This is a genomic window from Peptostreptococcus sp., from assembly GCF_036639115.1.
Taxonomy (GTDB): domain Bacteria; phylum Bacillota; class Clostridia; order Peptostreptococcales; family Peptostreptococcaceae; genus Peptostreptococcus.
Genome location: NZ_JAVWJH010000003.1, coordinates 277317 through 300778 on the forward strand (window position 1 = coordinate 277317; position 23462 = coordinate 300778).

General features: G+C 29.3%; 19 protein-coding genes. 14 read left to right on the top strand and 5 right to left on the bottom strand.

Features of this window, described 5'->3' with window-relative positions; translation table 11 throughout:
- Nucleotides 1-44: 44 nt before the first annotated feature.
- The 3 genes from RR561_RS05535 (at nucleotide 45) to RR561_RS05545 (ending at nucleotide 3780) form a co-directional block, all read left to right on the top strand.
- Entirely contained in the window at nucleotides 45-572 is a 528-nt protein-coding gene (locus tag RR561_RS05535; protein WP_332506560.1) for a GNAT family N-acetyltransferase, read from the top strand.
- Nucleotides 573-946: 374 nt separating this feature from the next.
- Nucleotides 947-1789: a hypothetical protein gene (locus RR561_RS05540; RefSeq protein WP_332506561.1), complete on the top strand. Its 843-nt coding sequence runs from the start codon at nucleotides 947-949 to the stop codon at nucleotides 1787-1789.
- Nucleotides 1790-1992: 203 nt separating this feature from the next.
- Nucleotides 1993-3780 (top strand): UvrD-helicase domain-containing protein, encoded by a 1788-nt coding sequence (locus RR561_RS05545; RefSeq protein ID WP_332506562.1) that lies wholly within the window; start codon nucleotides 1993-1995, stop codon nucleotides 3778-3780.
- A gap of 123 nt (nucleotides 3781-3903) precedes the next feature.
- Here the strand turns inward: RR561_RS05545 and RR561_RS05550 are convergent, their stop codons facing one another.
- Nucleotides 3904-4749 carry an undecaprenyl-diphosphate phosphatase gene (locus RR561_RS05550; RefSeq protein ID WP_332506563.1) on the bottom strand — a complete coding sequence of 282 codons (846 nt, stop codon included), beginning with the start codon at nucleotides 4747-4749 and terminating at the stop codon, nucleotides 3904-3906.
- A gap of 528 nt (nucleotides 4750-5277) precedes the next feature.
- Here RR561_RS05550 and RR561_RS05555 point away from each other — a divergent pair.
- Together RR561_RS05555 and RR561_RS05560 are read left to right on the top strand one after the other, a co-directional pair.
- Nucleotides 5278-6276 carry an ABC transporter substrate-binding protein gene (locus tag RR561_RS05555; protein ID WP_332506564.1) on the top strand — a complete coding sequence of 333 codons (999 nt, stop codon included), beginning with the start codon at nucleotides 5278-5280 and terminating at the stop codon, nucleotides 6274-6276.
- A 297-nt stretch (nucleotides 6277-6573) separates the two neighbouring features.
- Entirely contained in the window at nucleotides 6574-7020 is a 447-nt protein-coding gene (locus RR561_RS05560) for a MarR family winged helix-turn-helix transcriptional regulator (protein ID WP_332506565.1), read from the top strand.
- A 176-nt stretch (nucleotides 7021-7196) separates the two neighbouring features.
- Here RR561_RS05560 and RR561_RS05565 read toward each other — a convergent pair whose 3' ends face one another.
- Nucleotides 7197-8396 (bottom strand): pyridoxal phosphate-dependent aminotransferase, encoded by a 1200-nt coding sequence (locus RR561_RS05565; protein WP_332506566.1) that lies wholly within the window; start codon nucleotides 8394-8396, stop codon nucleotides 7197-7199.
- A gap of 293 nt (nucleotides 8397-8689) precedes the next feature.
- On the opposite strand from RR561_RS05565, the gene galT reads away from it, so the two are divergent.
- Nucleotides 8690-9640 (top strand): galactose-1-phosphate uridylyltransferase, encoded by a 951-nt coding sequence (galT, locus tag RR561_RS05570; RefSeq protein ID WP_332506567.1) that lies wholly within the window; start codon nucleotides 8690-8692, stop codon nucleotides 9638-9640.
- Between the two features lie 679 nt (nucleotides 9641-10319).
- On the top strand, nucleotides 10320-12221 hold the full coding sequence (locus tag RR561_RS05575; protein ID WP_332506568.1) for a hypothetical protein: 1902 nt from the start codon (nucleotides 10320-10322) through the stop codon (nucleotides 12219-12221).
- 376 nt (nucleotides 12222-12597) lie between these two features.
- Here RR561_RS05575 and RR561_RS05580 read toward each other — a convergent pair whose 3' ends face one another.
- Nucleotides 12598-13431 (bottom strand): pyridoxamine kinase, encoded by an 834-nt coding sequence (locus tag RR561_RS05580; RefSeq protein WP_332506569.1) that lies wholly within the window; start codon nucleotides 13429-13431, stop codon nucleotides 12598-12600.
- A 357-nt stretch (nucleotides 13432-13788) separates the two neighbouring features.
- Between RR561_RS05580 and RR561_RS05585 the strand changes: the two genes are divergently transcribed.
- Both RR561_RS05585 and RR561_RS05590 read left to right on the top strand, forming a co-directional pair.
- The gene (locus tag RR561_RS05585) at nucleotides 13789-13989 is read left to right on the top strand and encodes a cold-shock protein (protein WP_106776679.1); all 201 of its coding nucleotides are present in this window, start codon (nucleotides 13789-13791) and stop codon (nucleotides 13987-13989) included.
- A gap of 210 nt (nucleotides 13990-14199) precedes the next feature.
- Nucleotides 14200-14613: a CBS domain-containing protein gene (locus tag RR561_RS05590; protein ID WP_332506570.1), complete on the top strand. Its 414-nt coding sequence runs from the start codon at nucleotides 14200-14202 to the stop codon at nucleotides 14611-14613.
- A gap of 239 nt (nucleotides 14614-14852) precedes the next feature.
- Here RR561_RS05590 and RR561_RS05595 read toward each other — a convergent pair whose 3' ends face one another.
- Complete coding sequence (locus tag RR561_RS05595; protein ID WP_332506571.1) at nucleotides 14853-15320, bottom strand: hypothetical protein; 468 nt, start codon at nucleotides 15318-15320, stop codon at nucleotides 14853-14855.
- 176 nt (nucleotides 15321-15496) lie between these two features.
- Between RR561_RS05595 and RR561_RS05600 the strand changes: the two genes are divergently transcribed.
- The 5 genes from RR561_RS05600 to RR561_RS05620 all read left to right on the top strand — a co-directional run bounded on the left by RR561_RS05600 (nucleotide 15497) and on the right by RR561_RS05620 (nucleotide 22275).
- The gene (locus RR561_RS05600) at nucleotides 15497-15925 is read left to right on the top strand and encodes a hypothetical protein (protein WP_332506572.1); all 429 of its coding nucleotides are present in this window, start codon (nucleotides 15497-15499) and stop codon (nucleotides 15923-15925) included.
- 226 nt (nucleotides 15926-16151) lie between these two features.
- The gene (locus RR561_RS05605) at nucleotides 16152-16916 is read left to right on the top strand and encodes a peptidylprolyl isomerase (protein ID WP_332506573.1); all 765 of its coding nucleotides are present in this window, start codon (nucleotides 16152-16154) and stop codon (nucleotides 16914-16916) included.
- Between the two features lie 232 nt (nucleotides 16917-17148).
- Complete coding sequence (locus RR561_RS05610; RefSeq protein WP_332506574.1) at nucleotides 17149-19314, top strand: ABC transporter ATP-binding protein; 2166 nt, start codon at nucleotides 17149-17151, stop codon at nucleotides 19312-19314.
- Entirely contained in the window at nucleotides 19298-21112 is a 1815-nt protein-coding gene (locus tag RR561_RS05615) for an ABC transporter ATP-binding protein (RefSeq protein ID WP_332506575.1), read from the top strand. The genes RR561_RS05610 and RR561_RS05615 overlap by 17 nt, the downstream gene beginning before the upstream one ends.
- Nucleotides 21112-22275 carry an AI-2E family transporter gene (locus RR561_RS05620; protein WP_332506576.1) on the top strand — a complete coding sequence of 388 codons (1164 nt, stop codon included), beginning with the start codon at nucleotides 21112-21114 and terminating at the stop codon, nucleotides 22273-22275. The genes RR561_RS05615 and RR561_RS05620 overlap by 1 nt, the downstream gene beginning before the upstream one ends.
- A gap of 247 nt (nucleotides 22276-22522) precedes the next feature.
- On the opposite strand, the gene RR561_RS05625 is transcribed toward RR561_RS05620, so the two are convergent.
- Nucleotides 22523-23269 (bottom strand): Crp/Fnr family transcriptional regulator, encoded by a 747-nt coding sequence (locus RR561_RS05625; RefSeq protein WP_332506577.1) that lies wholly within the window; start codon nucleotides 23267-23269, stop codon nucleotides 22523-22525.
- Nucleotides 23270-23462: the final 193 nt, after the last annotated feature.

Sequence of the window (23462 nt, forward strand, 5' to 3'; positions counted from 1 at the left end):
TTCTTTATTGATAGAACAAAAAGTGTGAGATTTTGGAGGTATGAATGTTGAAAATAGACATAAAAATTAAAATGGAAGAAAAAGAAAATTTTAAAGATGTGCACAATTTGATAAAAAAAGCATTTGAAAGTGCCAAGCATAGTGATGGTAATGAACAAGACTTAGTAGATAGTCTAAGAAATGGAAATGGATTTATTCCAGAACTATCCTTAGTAGCAAAAATAAATGGCATGTTAGTCGGTCATATAATGTTTAGTAAGGCAAAAGTAGGGGAAATAGATGTAGTAGCTTTGGCACCTGTGTCAGTTTTACCAGAGTATCAAAATATGGGAGTAGGCACCGCTTTGATAAATGCAGGACACAATATAGCAGAGGAATTGGGATACGGATATAGTGTGGTTTTAGGGAGTGAAGATTATTACCCTAGATTTGGGTATGTGCAATCAGAACTATTGGGGGTAGAAACTATGGATGGAGTTTCAAAAGAAAACTTTATGGTTAAGCAATTATCCCAATATGTAGATTCGATATCAGGAAAAATGATTTATGCAAAAGAGTTTAATATAGAATAATAAAAATATAAAAATCAAAATAGGTCAAAGACATGATTTCACGTCTTTGACCTATTTATTATAATAAAAATATTATTTGATAATTTTATAGACAGTACTAAGGTTTAGGTATTTTTTATATATAAACTTTGAAAATTAACAATGAAATTTATATTTTTTTCTATAATGTCTATAAATATATAAAAATACGAGTATTTCAATATATTGTAATCTAAATTTAATTGAATAATCTTTATTACAATGTTATCATTAAACTAGGTAATTAATCTGAAAATTATCGGCAATTAATAGCTAAAAAAAGAAAGTTGCAAATATTTAATAAATTTAATAATTATAGAAATTTATTAAGGGTTTCTTACCTGTAGGAGGTAGTTATGAAGAAAATTAATAAGATAGAAATTAAAATTAACATTAAAAAAAATATATTTGATGTTAATATGAAAAGGGATTTTTCACCCGTTAAAATATTGATGGTTGGAAATAAAATTATGGCAGAATATGCTATGATCATGATGGAAAATAATGATACTAATATGTTTGATGATGACACATCAGCACTAACTAAGAGATTAGATGACTTAGGTGATATAAAGCTTACAATAGAAGAATATGAAGCAAATACTTTTGGTCTAGGTAGACAGTTATTACATGAAGTTAAGCAGGAAAAAGGATATAATATTAAAGATGCATTTGCAATAATAAGTGTTGCTATGACATATATTAAAGATACTTTGATTACTGCATATGGTATGGATAATCAGATATATGCAATGGAAAAGAATGATGCTATAGATTGTCTAGCTAAGTTTGAGAGATCTCTAGATACATACAAAAAGGTTTCTGATATGTATGGAATGTCTGGATATGTATATAAAAATTTTGAAGGAAGCTTGGAAAGTTTAGTATCTAATATAGGATATATGTCAGAAATCTGTGGAGATATGGCAAATGAATTCTTAACTGACAGTAATGGACAGAATCTATTTGCAAGTGAACTGTTTGAAGAACACTATGAGGGTGACAAGAATAAACCAGAATTTAATGCAGAAGATTATGATGAAAAATTGGATTCTATATATAATGAAGATGATTCTGAGATGAATGGTTATAAGGAATTGGCAAATGAAAGTTATGATAGGATTATGGGCATGATTTCTAATGCTAGCCATAATCATAGTCATGAGTGTTGTGGGCATGATCACCACCATAATAATTAATAAAACTGTTTAAGTTAATCTTTTAGTATTTATTTAGAATTGAAAATTAGAAAGATAAGCTTGATTTTAAAAACCAGTTAAAGCAGAGCATTTTTATAGAAGATTATTTTAGAATATTAGTAAAGTTTTAATATAGTAATAGAAGTAAAAATCTGTCAATGCGATACAGAATAGTTGAATCGCTTTTGTAGGGGGGAATAACATTGAAAAATTATATGAGCATAGTTTCAAATTTGGAAGCTCTTAAGCTTAAGGATATAGAGAAAAAAATATATCATAATGCAAAAGATAGCGACTTTTTAATCCCAAAGGTAATACCATTTAAAGGTGTTAATACGGATATGCTTTACATTAGAGAGAACTCTATGGTTTTTATCAAGTTTATGGATACAACAGAAGAATTATTTTCATTTTTAGATGAAGAAATTTTAGAAGTAATGAAGGAAGAATATGATTTACTTTTTAAAAATATGAAAAAAACATATCCCAATATAGATTATAATTACATATTTTTAATGCCCAATATAGAATCTATAGGAGAAAAATATGGTATGGATGACTTTGTTAACAAACATATTTTAGTGGGCGAAGAAGTAAAAGATCTTTTGAGGGATAGAGATAATATCAAAAAATATATGGGTAACGATAATAATGAAATAGAATTATCAATGTATATATATGGAATTTGTAGCGAATATTTTGCAATAACAAAAGGGGTTAATTTAAATCCATTTATGAAGAAAATATCCTTCAAACACGATAGTTTGGAATATAAAGTATGTATGATGGAGGAGAAACAAATAGCTGATATTTCATCAGCAAATTATGGTAATCATTTGATAGCAGGTGGATCTGGCACTGGCAAAAGTTCGCTTTTATTGGGAAGAGCTATTAAGCTATCAAAGATATATCCTCATCATAAATTCCTAATACTTACATTTACAAAGCAACAGTTAAATATGTATAAGGAAATGCTAGATATATTAAATGTAGACACATCCAATATAGAGGTATTTACTTTTAGTTCATTTATATTTAAGTTGGCAAAGGCAAATAACCTCGTAATAGATTATAATTTATTGAAAAAGAATTATGATAAATCTTTTATTAATATAATGAAACAAATAAATAATTCTATGAAGAATAAAAAGATGTATAAGGGCATATTTGTTGATGAGGCAGAGAATTTAACAGAGGAAGAAATACTTCTGATAAATGAATTTTTATACAGTACAAAGAACATATTTAATGTTAGTGTTTGTAAGGCTTATAATATAAACAATAATCTCAATATATTTAAATGTAATTTGAATGTTTTAGAGTATGAGGATGAATTATTTCTAGAAAACAATTATAGCCAAGGTGAAGAAATCACAAACTTTATAAATGGATACTGTGATAGGGCAAATTCTTTTATGTCCGGTCTTAGAGATAATATTTCACATGACGTATTTATGAAAACAAAGGCAACATGGAAATCTCATAGAGAGGTGAATATAGTAAGGGTTGAAGATTTAGATGATCAGATTAGTTCTGTAATTTGGGAAATTCAACATATGGTCAATGATTTGGGATATCTTGCAGAGGATATTGCAATAGTATATCCCTACAATAAAAAAAGACTTAAAAATGGAAAAACTATATATTTTCAATATATGTTGAGAAAATCACTTGAAGAAGCGGGAATAGGATATATGTTTGCAGATGATACAGTTAGTAATATAACTCCTAAAGATGGAGTAACTATATCGAATATATATTCAATTAAATCACTGTCATATAAGGTTGTGATAGCCTGTGAGTTAGAGATGTTATACAACCATACTATATCTCCTGAAAGCCAAGATTATCTTATTAATGACTTTGCTGGGGATTTAAACAAAGTATATACAGCTATGACTAGAGCAGAAGAAAGCTTGAGTATAATAATCTCATACACTGAAGAAAATAGCGATATAATAAAAGTATTAAGTGATGAGTTTGATAAGTAGAGATTAAAAGTGAAGTTTACTAAGAGTTAAATAAAGTACTAGTGAGTAAAATACTAGTAAAAAATTAAGTGAAAATAAAAAGCTATGCATTTATGCATAGCTTTTTGTTTATACAAATATTATTTATCCTGCAAAGGCAAAATAAATAAATACTATTAGACCTAGAGCAATTCGATATACACCGAAAGCCTTGAAATCATGTTTTTTAATATATTCTAGGAAGAATTTAATAACTACAATAGAAACAATAAATGCAGTTAATGAACCAACTAGAATAATAAGCCATTCAAAGCCACTAAAAGCAAATCCAGCGTGCATTAGCTTAAGTATACTTGCACCAAACATTGTTGGTATTGCCAAGAAAAATGAGAACTCAGCAGCGATAAATCTAGACGTTCCTATAAGTGTTGCACCTATAATAGTAGAACCTGATCTAGAAGTACCTGGAACCAGTGCAAGAATCTGGAACATACCTATTAGAAAGGCAGTTTTATAAGATAATTGACTAAATTTGGTGATTTGTGGTTTTTTATGTCTGTTTTCCAACCAAATCATAATAACACCATATACAATAAGTGCAGCAGCTACCACGGATGGTTTAAACAATACAGCGGATATTTCATCTTCAAATAATACTCCAATAATACCTGATGGAATTACTGCAATAACTACCTTTAACCAAAGATCCCAAGTAGCTTTTCTTGCTTTAGCGGTTTTTTTCTTAGAAAAAGGATTTAACTTTTCAAAGAATAAAATTAAAACAGCCAGTATAGAACCAAACTGTATAACCACTAGGAATGTGTCGACAAATTTTTTCGATCCTGCTAAGTGCAGAAATTGGTCAACTAAAATCATATGTCCAGTACTACTTACTGGAAGCCATTCTGTTATACCCTGGACTACACCAAGGAATATGGCCTTTAAAATTTCTAACAAAACTATAACCTCCCACTCAATTATAAGTTGCATTTTAATTCAAAATTTACCTATTAATATTACCATATAAAACTTGAAAAATCAATTAAGATAGACTCTTCTTTAGAAAATCTTAAATATATAAATATTATTAAAATAAAGAAATTTTCTGATTTTTATTGACATATCCTATTGTCGATGTTAAGATGAATAATAATAACAATAAAAAAGAGACTAACACTTAAAAAAAGGAGAAAAAAGATGAGAAAATTTACTAACACATATTATTATTACTTTGGTTACTATATTTAGGGATTGTAGCATATTTTGAACTAACTAAGTTATTTCGACAATGTTTACAGCCCGTTTTAAAGTACAACAGTACAAGGATTGTAACGTGTCGGCCAAAGTGATTTAACATTTATGTTAAAGTAGTTTTCTTAAGTAATCGCCGCATGTTTGGCGGTTTTTTTTATACCATTTTTGAGTTTACTACCGCCGGTTTATTTGCTGGCGGTTTTTTTGTTTTAGTCTTTATTTTGTTAAAACTATTTATTATTTATTATACTTGGAGGTATTATTATGAAATTTACAAAGAAAGAATTTAAAAAAGCTAATATTAAAAAAGTTTTAAGCATGGCAATGATTGCGACTTTATCAATAGGATTATTATCTGGATGTGGCTCTAAAAAAGACGAGACAAAAAATATTGGGATTTCACAATTGGTAGAGCATCCTGCTCTTGATTTATCAAAAGAGGGCTTCATTGAGGGCTTAAAAGAGGGTGGCTTTGAAGAAGGTAAGAACCTAAAGATAGATATGCAAAATGCTCAAGGAGACGTCCCTACGGCTCAGACGATAGCAAATAAATTTGTGACTGACAATAAGGATTTGATATTCGCTATTGCAACTCCATCTGTTCAAGCAGCTAAAAATGCGACGAGTGAAATACCAATTATATTTACGGCTGTAAGCGATCCAGCAAATGCAAAGTTAGTGAAGTCAAATGAAAATCCTGGTGGTAATATTACAGGTACATCGGATTTCCAAAATATAAATAAGTCATTGGATGCAATGAATAAAGTATTACCTAATGCAAAAAAAATAGGTGCAATATTCAATACATCAGAGATAAACTCAAAAATTCAAGTTGAAAATCTTAAAAAGAGTGCAAAGGAAAGAGATATGGAAGTAATTGATATGGGAGTATCTTCAACAAATGAAATAAGTCAAGCTGTAAGTGTTCTTGCAAAAAAGGCTGATGTGATATTCACTCCTACAGACAATTTAATGGCAGCATCTATGCCTTTGATAGTAGAGACTGCAAAGAAGGATAAAGTAGCTGTAATAGGTTCTGAAGAAGCCCATGTACAAAATGGTGCCCTAGCTGCAAACTCACTAAGCTACAAAGAAATAGGAAGAGAAGCAGGCAAGATGGCAGCAAAAGTACTAAATGGAGAAGATACAAGCAAAATGCCAGTTGTATTTACTGATAAAGCTAGAATAGTAGTAAATGAAAAAACTATGAAAGAATTGGGAATTAAATTAGAAAATCCTGAGAAAATAGAATTCATAAAATAGAGATAGAATCAAGATAAAAATAAAATACAGAAAATTCTTAAAATAAGGATTTATTAATATTTTTCGAAAAAATAAAAGTATTAATTTAAAATAGCAAATATTATCTAAAAAAAGTGAGTTTTTAACTTACTTTTTTTATTTAGTTTTTTAACTATACATTACCTTATAAAGTTATTTTTGGCCTCTTTAAAAATGCCTTAATATCTGTAAAAAAGAATATTTTAGTTGGAGATATTGAAAAATCTTACAATTTTACTTATAATGGATTTAAGAGTACATGAATGGAGGCGTATATATATGTATAAAAGTGTGGACACAACAATATCCTTTTTGGTAAAATCATTGCCAAGATTGTATAATGATTTTTACCTAGAGTATATAAAATCATTTATACAGGATAGAAATATTAACAAGACTCAGGTAAGAGCTCTTACATTTATAAAGAACTATGGTTCTATAAGTATGAGCGAATTATGTAACATGTTAAACATAGAAAAGGGTAGTTTGACAAGTATGATTGATGACTTGGAAGAAAAAAAGTATGTCGAAAGAGTAAAGGATAAAAAGGACAGAAGAAAGTATAATATTGTTTTGACAGAAGATGGCGATAAACTGGCATGTGAGTTTTTGGATTATTTGAAGAATGAACTTCATGGAAAAATAGACGGTATAGGTCATGAAAATCTAGAAAAGTTTTTTGATTCAATGAAGGTAATAATAAATACAATGGAATCAATTGACTAACATTAGTAGTTTAAATATTTATAGTTTAAAATTGCATGGTCAGGGGGCTATTGGTTAATTCCAATAGCTTTTTTGATTCACAGATTATACTTACAAACAAAAAAACACCACTATTATATAATAGTGGTGTTTAATATTGTTAATTTAAATTTTTTTAAAATTTGAACAAGTAATTATTACTTGTTTCCAGCAGCCTTATAAGCTTCAAGACCTAACTTTAAGCATTCAGCAGCAGCTACTAGATCATCCTGATTTAAGATGTAAGCAAGTCTTACTTCATCCTTACCAAGACCTGGAGTTGCATAGAATCCTTCAGATGGAGTAGCCATTGTAGTAGCTCCATTGTGTCTGAAGTCATTTAACATGAATATAACGAAATCTTCAGCGTTTTCTACTGGAAGCTTAACTTCGATGTAGAATGCACCTGTTGGCTTTTCACAAACAAGTCCAGGAATCTTCATTATTTCATTGTATAATACATCTCTTCTCTTGCTGTATTCTTTGTTTACTTCTTCTAAGTAAGACTTAGGAGTTCTGTAAAGTTCAGCAGCACCAACCATTTCTAGAGTAGGAACACAAAGTCTTCCCTGGCAAAGCTTAAGAACCTGAGCTATGAATTCCTTGTTCTTAGAAGCTAGAGAACCGATTCTTGCACCACAAGCAGAGTATCTCTTAGATACTGAATCTACTATTATTACTCTGTCAGCAACATTTTCTATGTTTCCGAAACTTGTATACTTTAATCCATCATAAACGAATTCTCTGTATACTTCGTCAGCGATTATCCAAAGATCCTTTTCTATAGCAACTTCTGCTAACATTTCCATTTCTTCACGAGTATAAACTGCACCAGTTGGGTTTCCTGGGTTAGAAAGTAATATACCCTTAGTCTTATCATCTATTACCTTAAGTATTTCTTCCTTAGCTGGTAAGTGGAATCCATTTTCAGCCTTTGTAGTTATTGGCTTAATTCCAACTTCAACACAGCTAGCGAAACCATTGTAGTTAGTGTAGAATGGTTCTGGAACTAAAAGGTTGTCTCCAGAGTTACAAAGAGTCATCATTGAGAATAATAATGCTTCTGAACCACCATTTGTTATTAGTATTTCACCTGGTTCGAAATGTATGTCGTATCCCTTGTAGTAGTCGATCATAGCGTTAACTAGTTCATCAGAACCTACTGAATCAGCATACTTTAAAACATCCTGATCGAAGTTTCTTATTGCATTCATAAATCCGTCTGGAGTCTTGATGTCTGGCTGACCTATGTTTAAGTGGTAAACCTTTACTCCTTCTTTCTTTGCAGCTGTAGCATATGGTACAAGCTTTCTTACTGGTGAAGCCTGCATTGAACCAACTCTGTTAGAAAATTTCATAATATAAACCTCCATAATATTAAATGTCATTCAAATAGTTGTAGAACTAAATTCTACAACGATAATTTGTATTATTACAAAGAAAATAATTTGTAAAAACGTTTTTTTTCTTCTAGAATTAATATAACACAAAATTGTACAAAAATAAATAAGTTTATGTTATATTTATAAATTAACAAAGAATTATTTATAAATATCTCCTAAAAATAGAAAATTAGTGATATAATTTTAAATAAATGAGATATATTAATTTATAAAATTAATATAAAAAAGTATACTGAGGGGTGTTTGATATGAAAGAAATAAGAAGAGACTCTATAACTGGAGATTCAGTGATCTATTCAAGTTTTAGAAATAAAAGACCTCTAGATAAGGTCAATTCGACAAATGATTTTGATAGTAAAGATAATGAATATAGTAGCAGTTGTCCTTTCTGCAGGGGTAATGAAAAAGAAACAGACACATTAAAAGAAGAGTTATTCGATGATGAAGATTGGGTTGCAAAGTGCGTAAGTAATAAATTTCCAATACTAGATATGTCCACAAAGGAAATCTTTGGTGATCATGAAGTAATAATAGAAACAAATAGACATAATGGTAGTTATTATAATATGAGTATTGATGAATTTAAAAATACATTTAGATTGTTTAGTTCTAGATACAAGGAACTAAGTGAAACTAAGGGTATAAAATATGTAAGTATATTTAAAAATTCGAAAAGAAATGCAGGAGCGTCTTTAATGCACCCTCATTCTCAGATAGTTTCATTTAATATGATTCCACCTGAAATTGAGAAAGAGTTAGAAGTAGCCAAAAAACATATAGCCGCTACTGGTAGAAACCTTTATGATGATATAATAATGTCTGAAATTTCTTATGGAAAGAGAATTATATACAATGGTGAGTACTTCTTGGCGTTTGTTCCCTATGCTACCAGATATAACGGTGAAGTAAGAATAATTGCTAAAACAAAAGATGATGTGGGGGATTGGAAAGAAAAACATATAGATGAACTTTCTTATATATTTAAAAATTTATTTGTAAAGTTAGATGCCTACCAAGGAGAGATTCCTTTCAATCTATTAGTTCATACTTATCCGCTAGAATGTGAAGGTAGAAAAGTATTTAGAACACATATGCATATAGTTCCAAGAAAATATAATTTTGGAGGATTTGAGTTGAGCACAAATTTCTTTGTATGTGGTACAGATCCAGATGCATTAGCTAGTGACTTAAAGTTTTAGTTAAATTATACAATATGTTTTGCTTGAATTATACGATCCAAAATTAAGCTATAATAATAAAGAAAAAATAAATAATACTATTAAGAATATATGCGTTACAAGTATTCCTAATAGTGTTATTTTTTATATTGTCTTTAAAATATCGATACTATATTATAAAACATTGCTAGTCTATAATTAGAGTAGTAAAAAACGGCAATTAAAAACTTTTTCTTCTATAATATATAAGCTCGGTATTTTACAGTTGAATTTAGATGTGAATGTCTATTAAAAAATCTTAAAATATTAAAAAATGAAAGATGGATATCTGTGATTTAAAAATCTACTAAATAAAATTAATTTGAGAATATTAAAATTTATCTTATAAAATGACTAAAAAGTTAATTTTATATTTTAAAGTGGCAAACGATATTTTTTCTATTCTGAATAGATAAAATTGACAGAATAGTAATTTATAGATAATATTAGTTAGATACGCTAGAAGATACTAGTTTTGTAAAGTTGGTATTTAAGCGTATATTTTATAGTGCAAATAAAAACGTTGTCACTATAAAATATCAGATAATTGCCATTATCGTCTTGAAAATATATCAAAATTGATATATAATATAAAAAAACTAAAAGCGAATATTAAAATGGATAATTAGAGAATAATTCATATATTTTGTGAGGAGGAAGTATGTCAGACTTATTATATTTTATAGGTAAAGAAGACCATTCAAGCAAAAGGTTGGCCGAAATTTTGGAGGAAAACAAGAATATAAAATTTGTTTCTTTGATGGGTGTTGATTTGGGGGGGAATTCAACAGATGAAAAGATACCAGTAAAGCTATTTTTAGAAGATATCGATTCATTTTTGAATTCTACAATACAAACAGATGGTTCATCGGTGGAATTATATGAAATAGCTACACTTAATAACGCTAAGGTAGATTTAATGTCAGATGTAGATGCCACTTGGTTTGTAGATTATAATTATGATTTTATAGATGAAAAAACACAAATGCCAGTGGGGACTATCAAAATACCAGCTTTTTTGGTACATGATAACAAAATGGTATGTTCTAGAGCAACACTTTTAAGAGCAGAGAATCATTTTAAAGAAACTATCAGAAAAATTGTAAAGGAAAATCCTGAAATATTAAAAAATACGAACATTAATAACCCTAAAGATATAGAAAGTATAGATTTAACAGTGGCTACTGAACTTGAATTTTGGGTCAATACTCCAGAAGATAAGGCAGATTTGGAAAAACTTTTTGTTTCTCAGAGTTTGAAGGAACAGTATTGGAAAAGAACACATGGAGTAATTAGAACTTGTCTTGAAAGTTGTCTTTTGGAATTGGAAAAGTATGGCTTAAATCCAGAGATGGCACATAAAGAAGTTGGTGGTATACATAGTTCGATAAATAATGAAGGCTCTACAAACCATGCGATGGAGCAATTAGAAATTTCTTGGAGATTTAGTACACCTCTTCAAGCAACTGATAATGAAATATTAGTTAGAGAATTGGTATACGATATATTTGAATCACATGGATTAGAAGTTAGTTTTAAAGCCAAGCCAATACATGGCGTGGCAGGTAGTGGAGCCCATGTTCATCTAGGTGTAAGTGCAAAGCTTAAAAATGGTAAATCTGTAAATTTATTTGCACCAGAAGACCTTAGAAAGGACTTCCTCAGCCCAATGGGATATGGATCTCTTATGGGTATGCTTAAAAACTATGAAGTTTTATCGCCAATTGTTACAAATACAAATGATGGATTTAATAGATTAGAGCCAGGGTTTGAAGCTCCTGTATGTACAGTTACTTCACTTGGACATGACTATGAGTTTTCTTCAAGAAATAGATCGGTACTGATTGGACTAATAAGAGATATAGAAAATCCTAAGACACTTAGATTTGAACTTAGATCGCCAAATCCTAGAACAAATAAGTATCTTGTAGTTGCTGGGTGTTATCAAACTATGTTAGATGGAATAAAGGCCATTGCTGATGCAGGTAAATATGATACTAAAGAATTAGAAGCAGAACTTTCAAAAGAACCTGAAGAAGAAGGATTTTATCTTGAAAAGGGAAGAGCTTATAGAGATGAAAATAATGTATTTAACTTCTATACATTGGAAGAAAGAAATGAAAGATTTGGGCAACCACCAGCAACTGTATATGAAGCAATGTTAAATTTTGAAAATTATCCAGAAAAATTAGCAGTTTTAACAGAAGATGATGTGTTTACGCCAGCTATATTAAACTCATTTAAGGTAGGGTCATTGGATATATGGAAGAAAAAACTTTCTTCTAGAGTCATAGACAGAAACATACGATTACTAAGAACTTTTAAGAAGTTACATAAGCATGACGATATGGACGCTATAGATGAGGTGATGTGGGACTCAATAGCACAAATAAAATATGATCTTATGAAAAATACTTTGAGTGGACCATCAATTTACGGAATGATAAAAAATGCAATTGAAATAGGAAATTATAAGGAAGCATCGGAACTTCAATTGATTGCAAAGAAAAAAATGGAAGAGATTCAGCAATTATATATAAATTATAGAAAAAATATATTTTAAGTAAATATTTGATACAGTTAATGTATAAAATCATATAATAAATATAAACTATAGAAAACATATGAGGTTTTTTAAAAAAATCATATGCAAAACTGATAATTGCCTATTTAAGTATAAATATTATGGATTATTAAGAAAAAATATATGAAATTTTAATTTAGATAAAGAGAAAAATTCTATATGAAACTATTATATCGCAGTGGAAATATATAAATAACTATGATCAAGCTACTAAATGATCGTAGGAAATAGCATAGATAAAAAGTCGGGAGAAAAATATCCCGACTTTTTATCTATGCTAATATATTGTAATTAAGATCAATATATTAAATATAATTAAGATATTTAATATATATGTAAGTATCGACTGTTAGTTCTAAATAGACACTAATCTGTCTAAAAAGCTTTCAAATAGAATCCCGTCATTTCTATCAAAATTTTGATCTTTAACAGTATAGTTGACAGTATCATAAATGAAGTCTGTGGCGCATTTTACGCTATCATTGATGTCAAAACCTCTAGTGACCATTCCAGTTACTATTGAGGTGAATATATCACCGGTTCCACTAAAGCTAAGTTTGTTATATTTATTTCCTATTTTTGATATAGTATCCTTTGATGAATCGTAACAGATGTTCATAATTGATCCATTTGTCTCAAATCCTGTTATTATAACAGATTTAGGACCTAGGTCTGATAGTTCTCTACATAGTTGAAGAAGTTGTTCATCATCATAATCAAATGAATCGGCTTTTCTGCCTGCCAAAAGGTTTGCCTCTGTTATATTTGGCGTTATAAGATTAGCCATAGATACTAGCTTTTTCATTTCATTTACGTGATTATCGTCAAAAATTGGGAACAATACGCCTAAATCAGCAAGAACAGGATCTACAATAACAAAGGAGTTTTTGTTTAAATTTATTAAATTTTCAACTAATTTAATTTGTTCAGCAGAGCCCAAAAATCCACTATAGATTGTATCAAATTCTTGACCTAAGTCATGCCATACCTGTATGTATTCTTGTATAGAATCAGTCAAGTCAGTAAAGGTATACTTAGGATAGCCTGTTTGACTTGATAACACTGATGTTGGTAGAGGGCAGCATTGGCATTTTAAAGCTGATATAATAGGTAGAGCTACGGTTAAGGAACATTTTCCTACACCTGAAATATCATTTACACATGCTACTTTTTTTTGCATATTTTTCATTTGATTTGCCTCCGATTGTTAATTCTGTATATATAATATCACACTTTTTGATATTTACAAAGGTCGGAAAGATCTTTAAATAGAGCATAAGTAAGAAAAGATACTGAATTATAGTATAAATGAGCTAATATCTAATAAGATGTTTCTAATAAAATCATTTTAAATAAAATTTTTTAATATAATTGTGGTATTTTATAAAAGACTGTGCTATAATAAAGATACGATAACGTTGTAAATAAAACATAAAAGCGTAAATGTTTTATAGAAAATTATTGACTAATTTTCATAAGTGTGTTATTGTATGATAGAAATGGATTACAACAAAATTCAGTAGTCCGTTATGTAGGAGGATATTTAATGAAAGTCGGAGTAGTAAAGTGGTTTAACAATGAAAAGGGATTTGGATTTATATCAGTAGATGGAGAAAATGATATATTTGTACATTTCTCAGCAATAGAGGCAGACGGATACAAGTCTCTAGAAGAAGGTCAGAAGGTTGAATTTGAAATCGTTGATGGTGCAAAGGGACCTCAGGCTGCAAACGTATCAAGAATATAATAATTTAGACAGTTTAATTTTAACATATAGATAGATTAAATAGTTATTAAATTTTTATCGTGATTACAGTGCGAAAGGCTAACCGATTGGTTAGCCTTTCTTCTTACTTGTGGTTGATATTTTATTAACTATAATTTTAAAATATAATGAAAGAAAATTCATAATGTGATATACTTATAAGAGATAAAATAAACGTAAGGAGATAATAAAATGAATATCTTATTCTTTTTAACACCAAAGGTAGAAGTAGTGAGTGTATGTGACAAAGACAACCTAAAGCAAGTGTTAGAAACGTTAGAACAACATAAGTTTTCTTCAGTTCCCATTGTAAATGAAGATGGAAATTATCTAGGGACTGTAAAGGAAGGGGATTTGTTGTGGTATTTGAATGCTAAAAAATCTTTTGACGGAAATCTTCTGGAAAACACTAATATAATGGATATACCAAGAAGGCTTACAAATGAAACAGTAAAAGTAGATGCAAATGTAGTGGATCTATTTCATATATTGATAAGCCAAAATTTTGTGCCTGTAATAGATGATGCAAATATATTTATAGGTATAATAAAAAGACGAGATGTAATATCTTATGCCCATGAGAGGTTAAAAGAAGAAGAATTATAGTAAGAATCAAATACTATTATATTTTGACTTAGAGTATTATAAACGCAGCACATATAAAAGTAATTATATGTGCTGCGTTTTTTATTTTAAATATATCTTATGTTTATATAATAAATAAATTTAAACTGATTTTTAATTTTATTAAGCTTATTTAATAAAAAATAATAAGTTTAATATTTCTTTACCGTTATTTAAATAATAGATTAAAATAAAAAAGGTAGCTAAGCAGCTACCTTTTTTTATTTCTTGATATTGTTTTTTGTTACCAAGACTGCAATTTTAGCATCTGGATTATATGTTATCTGTACAAGTGAATTTCTCTTTACTCTTTCTAAGTCTTCACCGCCGTATTTAATATCAAGCTTTACAGGTTTCTTTCCCTGCTTTATCAAAGCTACATATTCATCCTTGCCCTTTTTTTCTAAGGTAATGAGATTACCCACATAAGGGATGAAATTATTGTATTTTGCCCCTACTTTCTTAAGGTAGAAGTAGGTACCAACAGCAACAAGTACTTCTATAATAAGTACTCCCCACCAAGGTATTTTCACAACTATTCCAAGTATTACTACAGCGATTGCAATAACTATAGGTATGATAGCCTTTTTTAGCATTAGCTTACCGATTATATCGTTAGCCTTTTTTTCAGGTCCAGTCATAGTCTTTTGCCTAGCATATTGATCAGCAAATCTATCTTTTATGCCCATGTCCAAGCCTCCGTTTCTGTTTATAATATTTATAAAAAATACCTTATCATTTTAACATATATTGAAATAAAATTAAAGGGTATAATCAAAAGATTTAAAATTGTGCTCATCTTTGGTATAATTAAAAATAACTTATATCTTTATTATACAACAAAAAATAGATTGGAGGGATATATTTGCTATCTAAAATGAAAAAACTCACATTTATGGAATTATATTTTAGATTTATTAGTTTATTGTTTTGGCCAATTTATTGGTACAAGTGGAGTGTAATAACTATAGAAAACTACAACTATATATTATTTTATATATATTTGACTGTTGATAGTTTATTTATATTACTGCTTGTGATATGGTATTTTAGAAAAAAAATCGACTCTAAGAGATATTTTTTATTTGCTCTTTCCATGTCGATTACATATTTGATAACACTGTCTAGTTTTATGATATTTAAAACAAATATAATGCTTTTATACGCACAGATTATTATGTGTATAGTCTTGATGATGGTATCTTGGAAATTAATAAAAAAAGAATATAATGATATAGGTGTTGTCGGAATACTTGCAGGAGCATTAATACTTATATTGACATACTTTTATTAGATATAGGTATAGATATTCTAAAAATAGAATAAGCACATGAAATAATAAAGATTTCTAATAGTCGTTTTAAATAGTATTAGAAAGACTATAATATTTTACAATATCGAATAATTTAGAATAAAATAATAATAAATAGAACAAAAAAATACATATTGTAGACATAGTATATAAAAAATGTTATCATTGAATGGTAAGATAATTAGGGAATTAACGGAGGAATATAATTATGACAGAATTAAATTATTTAGCAAAAATAGGCGAAAAAGAAATAACAGCTGCTGATGTAGAAGCTGCAATAAACAGTTTAGACCAATTCCAAAGACAACAGTTCGATAGTGAAGAAGGAAGAAAGAGAGTTTTAGCTGATTTAATAAATCAGGAACTTTTCTATCTTGATGCTATTGACAATAAGCTTGACGAAGATGAAAGCTTTGTAAAGGAAATGGAATTAATCAAGGCAAATATGTTAAAGCAATTTGCTATTAACGCTTGTCTATCATCAGTATCAGCAAATGATGATGAAATGCTTAAGTACTATGAAGAAAATAAAGAACAGTTTGTAAATCCTGAATCTATAACTGCAAAGCATATACTAGTTGATAGTGAAGAAATAGCTAGCGATGTAGAAAAGAAGATAAACAAGAAGGAAATCTCTTTTGAAGATGCTGCTGTTGAATACTCAACTTGTCCATCAAACATGAACGGTGGAGAACTTGGTACTTTTGGTAGAGGACAGATGGTTCCAGAATTTGAAGAAATAGCATTTGAACTTCCAGTAGGAAAGCTTTCTTCTCCAGTTAAGACTCAGTTTGGATATCACTTAATATTAGTAGAAGATCACAGTGAAGCTGCTCAGGCTGAATATGAAGAAGTAAAGGAAGAAGTAGAAAAGGCTATAATGTACCAAAAGCAAAATGAAGCATTCATAAGCAAGATGGAAGCTTTAACAGATAAGTACAAGGATATATTAGACATAAACAAAGAAAAATAATTTAATAAATCAATTAATGGTTTAAAAATTAAAGAGATTTGATTTAAAAAATGAAATACTTGAATGAATAATGTGTATTGCTTTTGCAATATATTGTTTAAGTGTTTATTTTGCTTAAAGAGGTTCCTAGGAGCCTCTTTTTAATTTCAATATATCTACAAACTTTATTTGGGAAAAAGCCTTTTAAGTGTTATAATAAAAAATAAGATATTTTTTAAGAAAGGAAGAAAAAATGAAGACGATATTGTCATATTTTAAGAAACACATACTTTCTATCTTACTATTGATTGTAGTGTTAGGGGCACAAGTTCAGTTTGAGCTTTTACTTCCACAGTACACTTCGGATATAGTAAACGTAGGTATCCAGCAAGACGGTATCAAGGATTCAATTCCAAAGGTAATAGATGAAAATACCTATGGTGTGTTACTATCGCTTTCTGATCAGAAGGACAAAAATTCTATAGCTAAATCATATGAGCTATGGGTTCCAAAGTCCAAAGATTCAAAAAATCAGAATATAAAAAAGAACAATCCGAATTCAAAATTAGTAAACACAGACAAGTATAATATCAACTATTATCTTTTGAAAAAAAAGGTTGATACTGAAACATTAGAAGTACATATGAATAATGGGTTTGTAAAGTACGCAGAGTATATGAACAATAGTATGCCAAGTGACAAAAAGAGTCAGTGGAGTACTATGAGTGAAGACAAAGTTCCAGATTTTATGAAAGAGCAGATTGGTGTAAAGGCTGTTTCTACTATTTATAAGAAAAATGGAATAGATGTAAATAAGATGCAGAAAAACTATCTATGGAAAAACGGTATAATAATGTTATTAATAGCATTGGCTACAGGCCTTTTATCAATAGTTGTCAGCCTTATCTCTGCAAGGGTCTCATCAAAGGTGTCAAAGGATTTGAGACAAGATTCATTTGATAAAGTACTTTCATTTTCAAATCACGAAATGGGCAAATTCTCAATTGCTTCATTAATATCTAGATGTACAAATGATATTCAACAAATACAACAGTCATCAGTTATGGGATTGAGATTTCTATTTTATGGTCCAATAATGGCTATAGGAGCATTTTTTAAGGTGTTTAAACTAGATGTTTCAATGGTGTGGGTGATTGTACTTGCCATAGCAATAACTTTAGTTTCTATATTTTTAATAATGAGGCAAGCTCTACCAAAGTTTAAAATAATACAAAAAATTGTAGATAAGTTAAACCTTGTTACTAGAGAATTTATATCAGGAATAGAGGTTAACAGAGTATTTAGAACAAATAAGTATGAATTAAACAGATTTGATGATGTAAATGAAGAATTAACAGATACAACTTTATTTATTAGTAGGTTGATGTCGTTTATGCAACCTATAATGATGTTAGTTATGAATGGAGCTACTTTGCTTATTATATGGGTAGGTGCAAAGAGTATAGATGCAGGTAATATCCAAGTGGGTGATATGATGGCGTTTATTCAATATGCAATACAGATAATTATGGCATTTTTATTTATTTCAATGATGTCTATAATACTACCTAGAGCAATGATTAGTGCGAACAGAATTGAAGAAGTAGTAAAAAGTGATATAGCAATTAAAGATGATGGAACAGTTACAAAGTTTAATGAAGAAGGAAAAGTAGAATTTGATGGTGTCTCTTTTAAATACGATGGAGCTCCAGAAAATGTAATCGAAAATATAAGTTTTACTGCTTTGAAGGGTAAGACAACTGCTATAATAGGCTCTACAGGATCAGGTAAAACTACAATAGTAAATATGATTCCTAGATTCTTAGATGCAACAGAAGGTAGTGTCAAATTAAATGGTGTTGATGTAAGAAAAATACCTATGAAGACATTAAGAGAAAAAGTATCTGTAGTTGCGCAAAAGTCTGTAATATTCTCAGGAACAATAGCTTCCAATATAGAATATGGTAAAGCAATAAGAAACAATAAAAATATGAAATTGGCAGCAGAAGTAGCTCAAGCAATGGACTTTGTAGATGGTAAGGAAGATGGCTTTGAAAGTGAAATCTCTCAGGGTGGAGCAAACTTATCAGGTGGTCAAAAGCAAAGACTTTCTATAGCAAGAGCCATAGCAAGAGATTCTGAGGTTATAGTATTTGATGACAGTTTCTCAGCCTTAGACTCTAAGACAGATAGAAATCTTAGAAGCTCACTTAAACATAATTTAGCTGATAAAACACTAATTATAGTAGCGCAAAGAATTAATACAATAATAGATGCAGATGAAATCGTAGTATTAGAAGATGGTAATATAGTGGGCAAAGGTACCCATGAAGATCTTCTTCAAAGATGCGATGTTTACTACGAAATAGCAAAATCACAGTTGACAGAGGAGGAATTGAAGCATGAAAGCAAAAAATAAAAATAAAGATTCTTCTAATAAAAATTTTTCCAAAAGTATAAAAAGACTTTTAAAGTATATGAAGGGTGATTACAAAAATATAGCAATAGTGTTTGTATTTGCAATTCTGTCAACCATATTTTTAATAGTTGGGCCTAAAATAATGGGTCAAGCGACAACAGAGATATTTAATGGTGTTATAAGAAAAATATCTAATCCACAAAATGGTATTGATTTTTCTAAGGTATTGAAGATAGTGCTGATACTGGCAGTTCTTTATACTCTTAGCTCAATATTTTCATATATACAGTCATACATAATGAGTGGTGTTTCGCAGAGAGTTTCTTATAATTTAAGAAAAGAAATATCTGAAAAATTTAATAAGCTTCCACTGTCTTACTTTGATAGTAACAGTAGAGGAGATATAATATCTAGAGTAACAAATGATGTAGATACATTGAGCCAAACACTTAACCAGAGTTTGATGCAAGTGGTGACTTCAATAATCACGATAATAGGTGTATTTATAATGATGTTGTCTATAAATGTATGGATGACTTTGGCTGCCTTAATAATATTACCACTTACGATGCTTCTTTTAACATTCGTTATAAGAAAATCACAAGTATATTTCAAAATGCAGCAAAAGTACTTAGGAAAGATAAATGGACGAATAGAGGAAAGTTTCGCGGGTCAAAGTGTAATCAGAGGTTACAATGGCGAAAGGTTTGAGGAATTAGAATTTAGTTCTATAAATACAAAACTTTATACAACAGGATGGAAATCACAATTTTTATCTAGTATAATGATGCCAATCATGATGTTTGTTGGAAATTTGGGATATGTAATAGTATCTATTTTGGGTGGATATATGGCTATTATGGGCAAAATAACAGTAGGTGATATACAGGCATTTATCCAGTATATGAGATCATTTACTCAGCCATTAAATCAGATAGCTCAAATTATGAATCTTCTACAATCAACAGTAGCGGCAGCAGATAGAATCTTTGAATTTTTAGATGAAGAAGAGGTAGACCTATCTCAGACAGAGACTATACCTGAAGATGAATTTGAAGGCCACATAAAATTCGAAAATATTGAATTTGGCTATGATGAAAATAAGATTATAATTAATGACTTTAGCTTGGATGTTAAGCCAGGCAGTAAAATTGCAATAGTAGGTCCTACTGGTGCAGGAAAGACTACCTTGGTAAAGCTGTTAATGAGATTTTATGAGCCGAATAGTGGTAAGATAACACTTGATGGAAGAGATATTAAGAAGTTAAATGTAGATTACTATAGAAGCAACTTTGCGATGGTTCTACAGGATACTTGGCTATTTAATGGTAGCATCATGGAAAACTTGAGATATGGAAAGCTAGATGCTAGCGATGAAGAAGTATACAAGGCAGCTAATGCAGCCTATGCAGATAGATTTATACTAACTCAACAAGATGGATATGAAACGATCCTAAGTGAAGATACCAAAAATATTTCACAGGGACAAAAGCAGCTACTTACAATAGCGAGAGCAATACTATCTAACCCTAGAATACTAATTTTGGATGAGGCTACAAGCTCAGTAGACACTAGAACAGAAGAGTTAATACAAAAGGCTATGGACAACCTTATAGAAGATAGAACTAGCTTTATAATAGCTCATAGACTGTCTACAATAAGAAATGCAGATCTTATTCTTGTATTAAATGAGGGAGATATAGTAGAACAAGGAAGTCACAGTGAATTAATGGAAAAGGGAGGCTTCTATAAGAACCTTTATGACTCTCAATATGAGGATCTGGAGGGTGCGAATTAATGAAGATTGATTGGAACAAGAAATATACAACAATAGCTGTATACTCTCTTATCGTCATCTTTTCGAGTATAGCATTTTATTTAAGCGTTACAAAATTTTCAAGACTAAGCGAACTTACAAATGCCTTTTTCGCTATATTAAAACCATTTATATTAGGTTTTTCTCTTGCATATTTATTTAATTTTGTTTTAGATTTTTATGAAGAAAAAGTGATCAAAAAATTCGCAAAAAGAGACTTGAAACTTAAACAAAAGAGAGCTTTATCACTAGTCATGACATATTTTACAGTACTAGTGGTAATTGCCCTGTTTTTAAAATTTGTACTTCCACAGGTTGCGGACAGTTTATCAAAGCTTTTGACTGACTTTCCAAGTATAATGGATCAGTTATATACATATACAAACAAGTTAGTGGAGGGTCTTAATTTATCGGCTGAATCCAAACATTTATTCAACTCTAGAGTCAATGAAATTGGTAAAAAGGCGGTGGAGTTTGCTACTAACTTAATGCCATATCTTGCAAACCTATTCTTGAATGTTGTTAAGAGTGTATGGAATACTGTATTAGGTTTGATAATTTCAATATATATACTAGCAGATAAAGAAAGCTTTTTTGCACTTTGTAAAAAATTCATATCAGCAATCTTCCCTATAAAGGTTAGAAATAAAGTATTATATATAACAAGGCTTTCAAATCAGATATTTGGTAAGTTTATAGTTGGTAAAATTATAGATTCTTGTATAATTGCATTTATTACTTTCGTAACACTTTCAATAGCTGCAATGCCTTACAAGATACTAATAACTTTTATAATAGGTATAACAAATGTAATACCTTTCTTTGGACCTTTTATTGGTGCAATACCTTCAATAATAATTGTTTTATTGGTGGATCCAATAAAGGCTCTATGGCTAGCACTCATTATATTAATAATACAGCAAATAGATGGAAATATAATAGGACCAAAAATACTTGGAGATTCAATTGGAATATCTTCTTTTTGGATATTATTCTCACTTTTATTAGCTGGAAAATTCTTTGGTATAATAGGAATGGTTATAGGTGTACCTTTATTTGCGATAATCTATACAATTATAGGTGAATCGGTAAATAATAGACTTCAAAAGAAGGGACTACCCATTTCAAAAGAAAAATACAAATAAAATATTAAGAGACATAAAGAAAAAAGAGCCGTTATACAATAACGGCTCTTTTTTTAAATTTTTAAAAATATAATTTGATTGACATTAATAATTCACGAAAATTTTAGATGACTATTAATGTTTTAAAGTCAGTTATGGCTATAATATTATCTCGATCTTTTAATTAAAGCTTATAAACTTTAGATTCATAGATTACTCACACAAGTAAGCTAACAGTTAAAAGTATAGTTAGCTCTATATCCTGAATTTATATTATTTTGAAACTATTTTTATCATAGTCTATGATGCCCTCTTCTCTTAGCCTACTCAGCTCTCTAGATAAAGCACTTCTATCAACTCCTAAAAAATCAGCCATATCTTTTCTTGAATATGATATTTCAAAGATATTCTTACCTGATTTTTCCCTTTGCAATTCAAGAAAATGCATAATTTTTTCTCTGATATTTCTTCTAGAAATAACCTCTATCTTTGATAATAAAATTAAATTTTTATTGGCAAAAATATTTAAGAGGTTGGAGACAATTATAGTTTTATCTGTAAGAATCTCATTGTCTAGATCATTGTTAATAGATAAGAGCTCCTGTGTGTCTATAAGAAAAACAGTTGAATTTAAGTTTGCTTGTGCAGTTACGGGACTTAGCTTATCACTTGTAAATGAAAAGACTTCGGCAAACATTTGATTTTCTTTAACTATATCTATGATGTTTCTATTTCCATACTCGTCACTATTTGTTAGAAGGACTTCTCCGTCTAGTAAGATACATAGGCTAGAGAAGAAATCGCCTTCATTGAAAAGAATTTCGCCCTTTTTTAGTTGAACTATTTTATTATCCATAGAAACTAAAAATGAATATAAATTTTCCTCTGTTAGACCTTCAAAAAGTTTTATGTTTTTTAACTTTTTAATATGTTTATTGAGAACTTCCATATTTTTATTTGAAAATTCTTCTTTATAGTTTGTTTTATTTGTATTTTTACAATTATTACCTTCCATGAAATACACCTAATTCTCCTTTGAAAATAATAATATATTGATCACTTTTATAAAAAAATAATAATATATCAACTAATTATATCATTTTTTTCTGAAAGATGTCTAAATATTTAAAATAGAATTCACTTTTAATTGATAATTATATGATATGATTATCTAATATTGTTTATACATATAATTTGTTGGGCATAAT

Bases quoted from the DNA above. Each gene is read 5' to 3' on its own strand.
- RR561_RS05610 (WP_332506574.1), top strand. From the start codon at position 17,149: ATGAAGACGATATTGTCATATTTTAAGAAACACATACTTTCTATCTTA.
- RR561_RS05615 (WP_332506575.1), top strand. From the start codon at position 19,298: ATGAAAGCAAAAAATAAAAATAAAGATTCTTCTAATAAAAATTTTTCC.
- RR561_RS05560 (WP_332506565.1), top strand. From the start codon at position 6,574: ATGTATAAAAGTGTGGACACAACAATATCCTTTTTGGTAAAATCATTG.
- RR561_RS05565 (WP_332506566.1), bottom strand. From the start codon at position 8,396: ATGAAATTTTCTAACAGAGTTGGTTCAATGCAGGCTTCACCAGTAAGA.
- RR561_RS05550 (WP_332506563.1), bottom strand. From the start codon at position 4,749: ATGCAACTTATAATTGAGTGGGAGGTTATAGTTTTGTTAGAAATTTTA.
- galT (WP_332506567.1), top strand. From the start codon at position 8,690: ATGAAAGAAATAAGAAGAGACTCTATAACTGGAGATTCAGTGATCTAT.
- RR561_RS05595 (WP_332506571.1), bottom strand. From the start codon at position 15,320: ATGGGCATAAAAGATAGATTTGCTGATCAATATGCTAGGCAAAAGACT.
- RR561_RS05620 (WP_332506576.1), top strand. From the start codon at position 21,112: ATGAAGATTGATTGGAACAAGAAATATACAACAATAGCTGTATACTCT.
- RR561_RS05575 (WP_332506568.1), top strand. From the start codon at position 10,320: ATGTCAGACTTATTATATTTTATAGGTAAAGAAGACCATTCAAGCAAA.
- RR561_RS05580 (WP_332506569.1), bottom strand. From the start codon at position 13,431: ATGAAAAATATGCAAAAAAAAGTAGCATGTGTAAATGATATTTCAGGT.
- RR561_RS05625 (WP_332506577.1), bottom strand. From the start codon at position 23,269: ATGGAAGGTAATAATTGTAAAAATACAAATAAAACAAACTATAAAGAA.
- RR561_RS05585 (WP_106776679.1), top strand. From the start codon at position 13,789: ATGAAAGTCGGAGTAGTAAAGTGGTTTAACAATGAAAAGGGATTTGGA.
- RR561_RS05605 (WP_332506573.1), top strand. From the start codon at position 16,152: ATGACAGAATTAAATTATTTAGCAAAAATAGGCGAAAAAGAAATAACA.
- RR561_RS05540 (WP_332506561.1), top strand. From the start codon at position 947: ATGAAGAAAATTAATAAGATAGAAATTAAAATTAACATTAAAAAAAAT.
- RR561_RS05555 (WP_332506564.1), top strand. From the start codon at position 5,278: ATGAAATTTACAAAGAAAGAATTTAAAAAAGCTAATATTAAAAAAGTT.
- RR561_RS05590 (WP_332506570.1), top strand. From the start codon at position 14,200: ATGAATATCTTATTCTTTTTAACACCAAAGGTAGAAGTAGTGAGTGTA.
- RR561_RS05535 (WP_332506560.1), top strand. From the start codon at position 45: ATGTTGAAAATAGACATAAAAATTAAAATGGAAGAAAAAGAAAATTTT.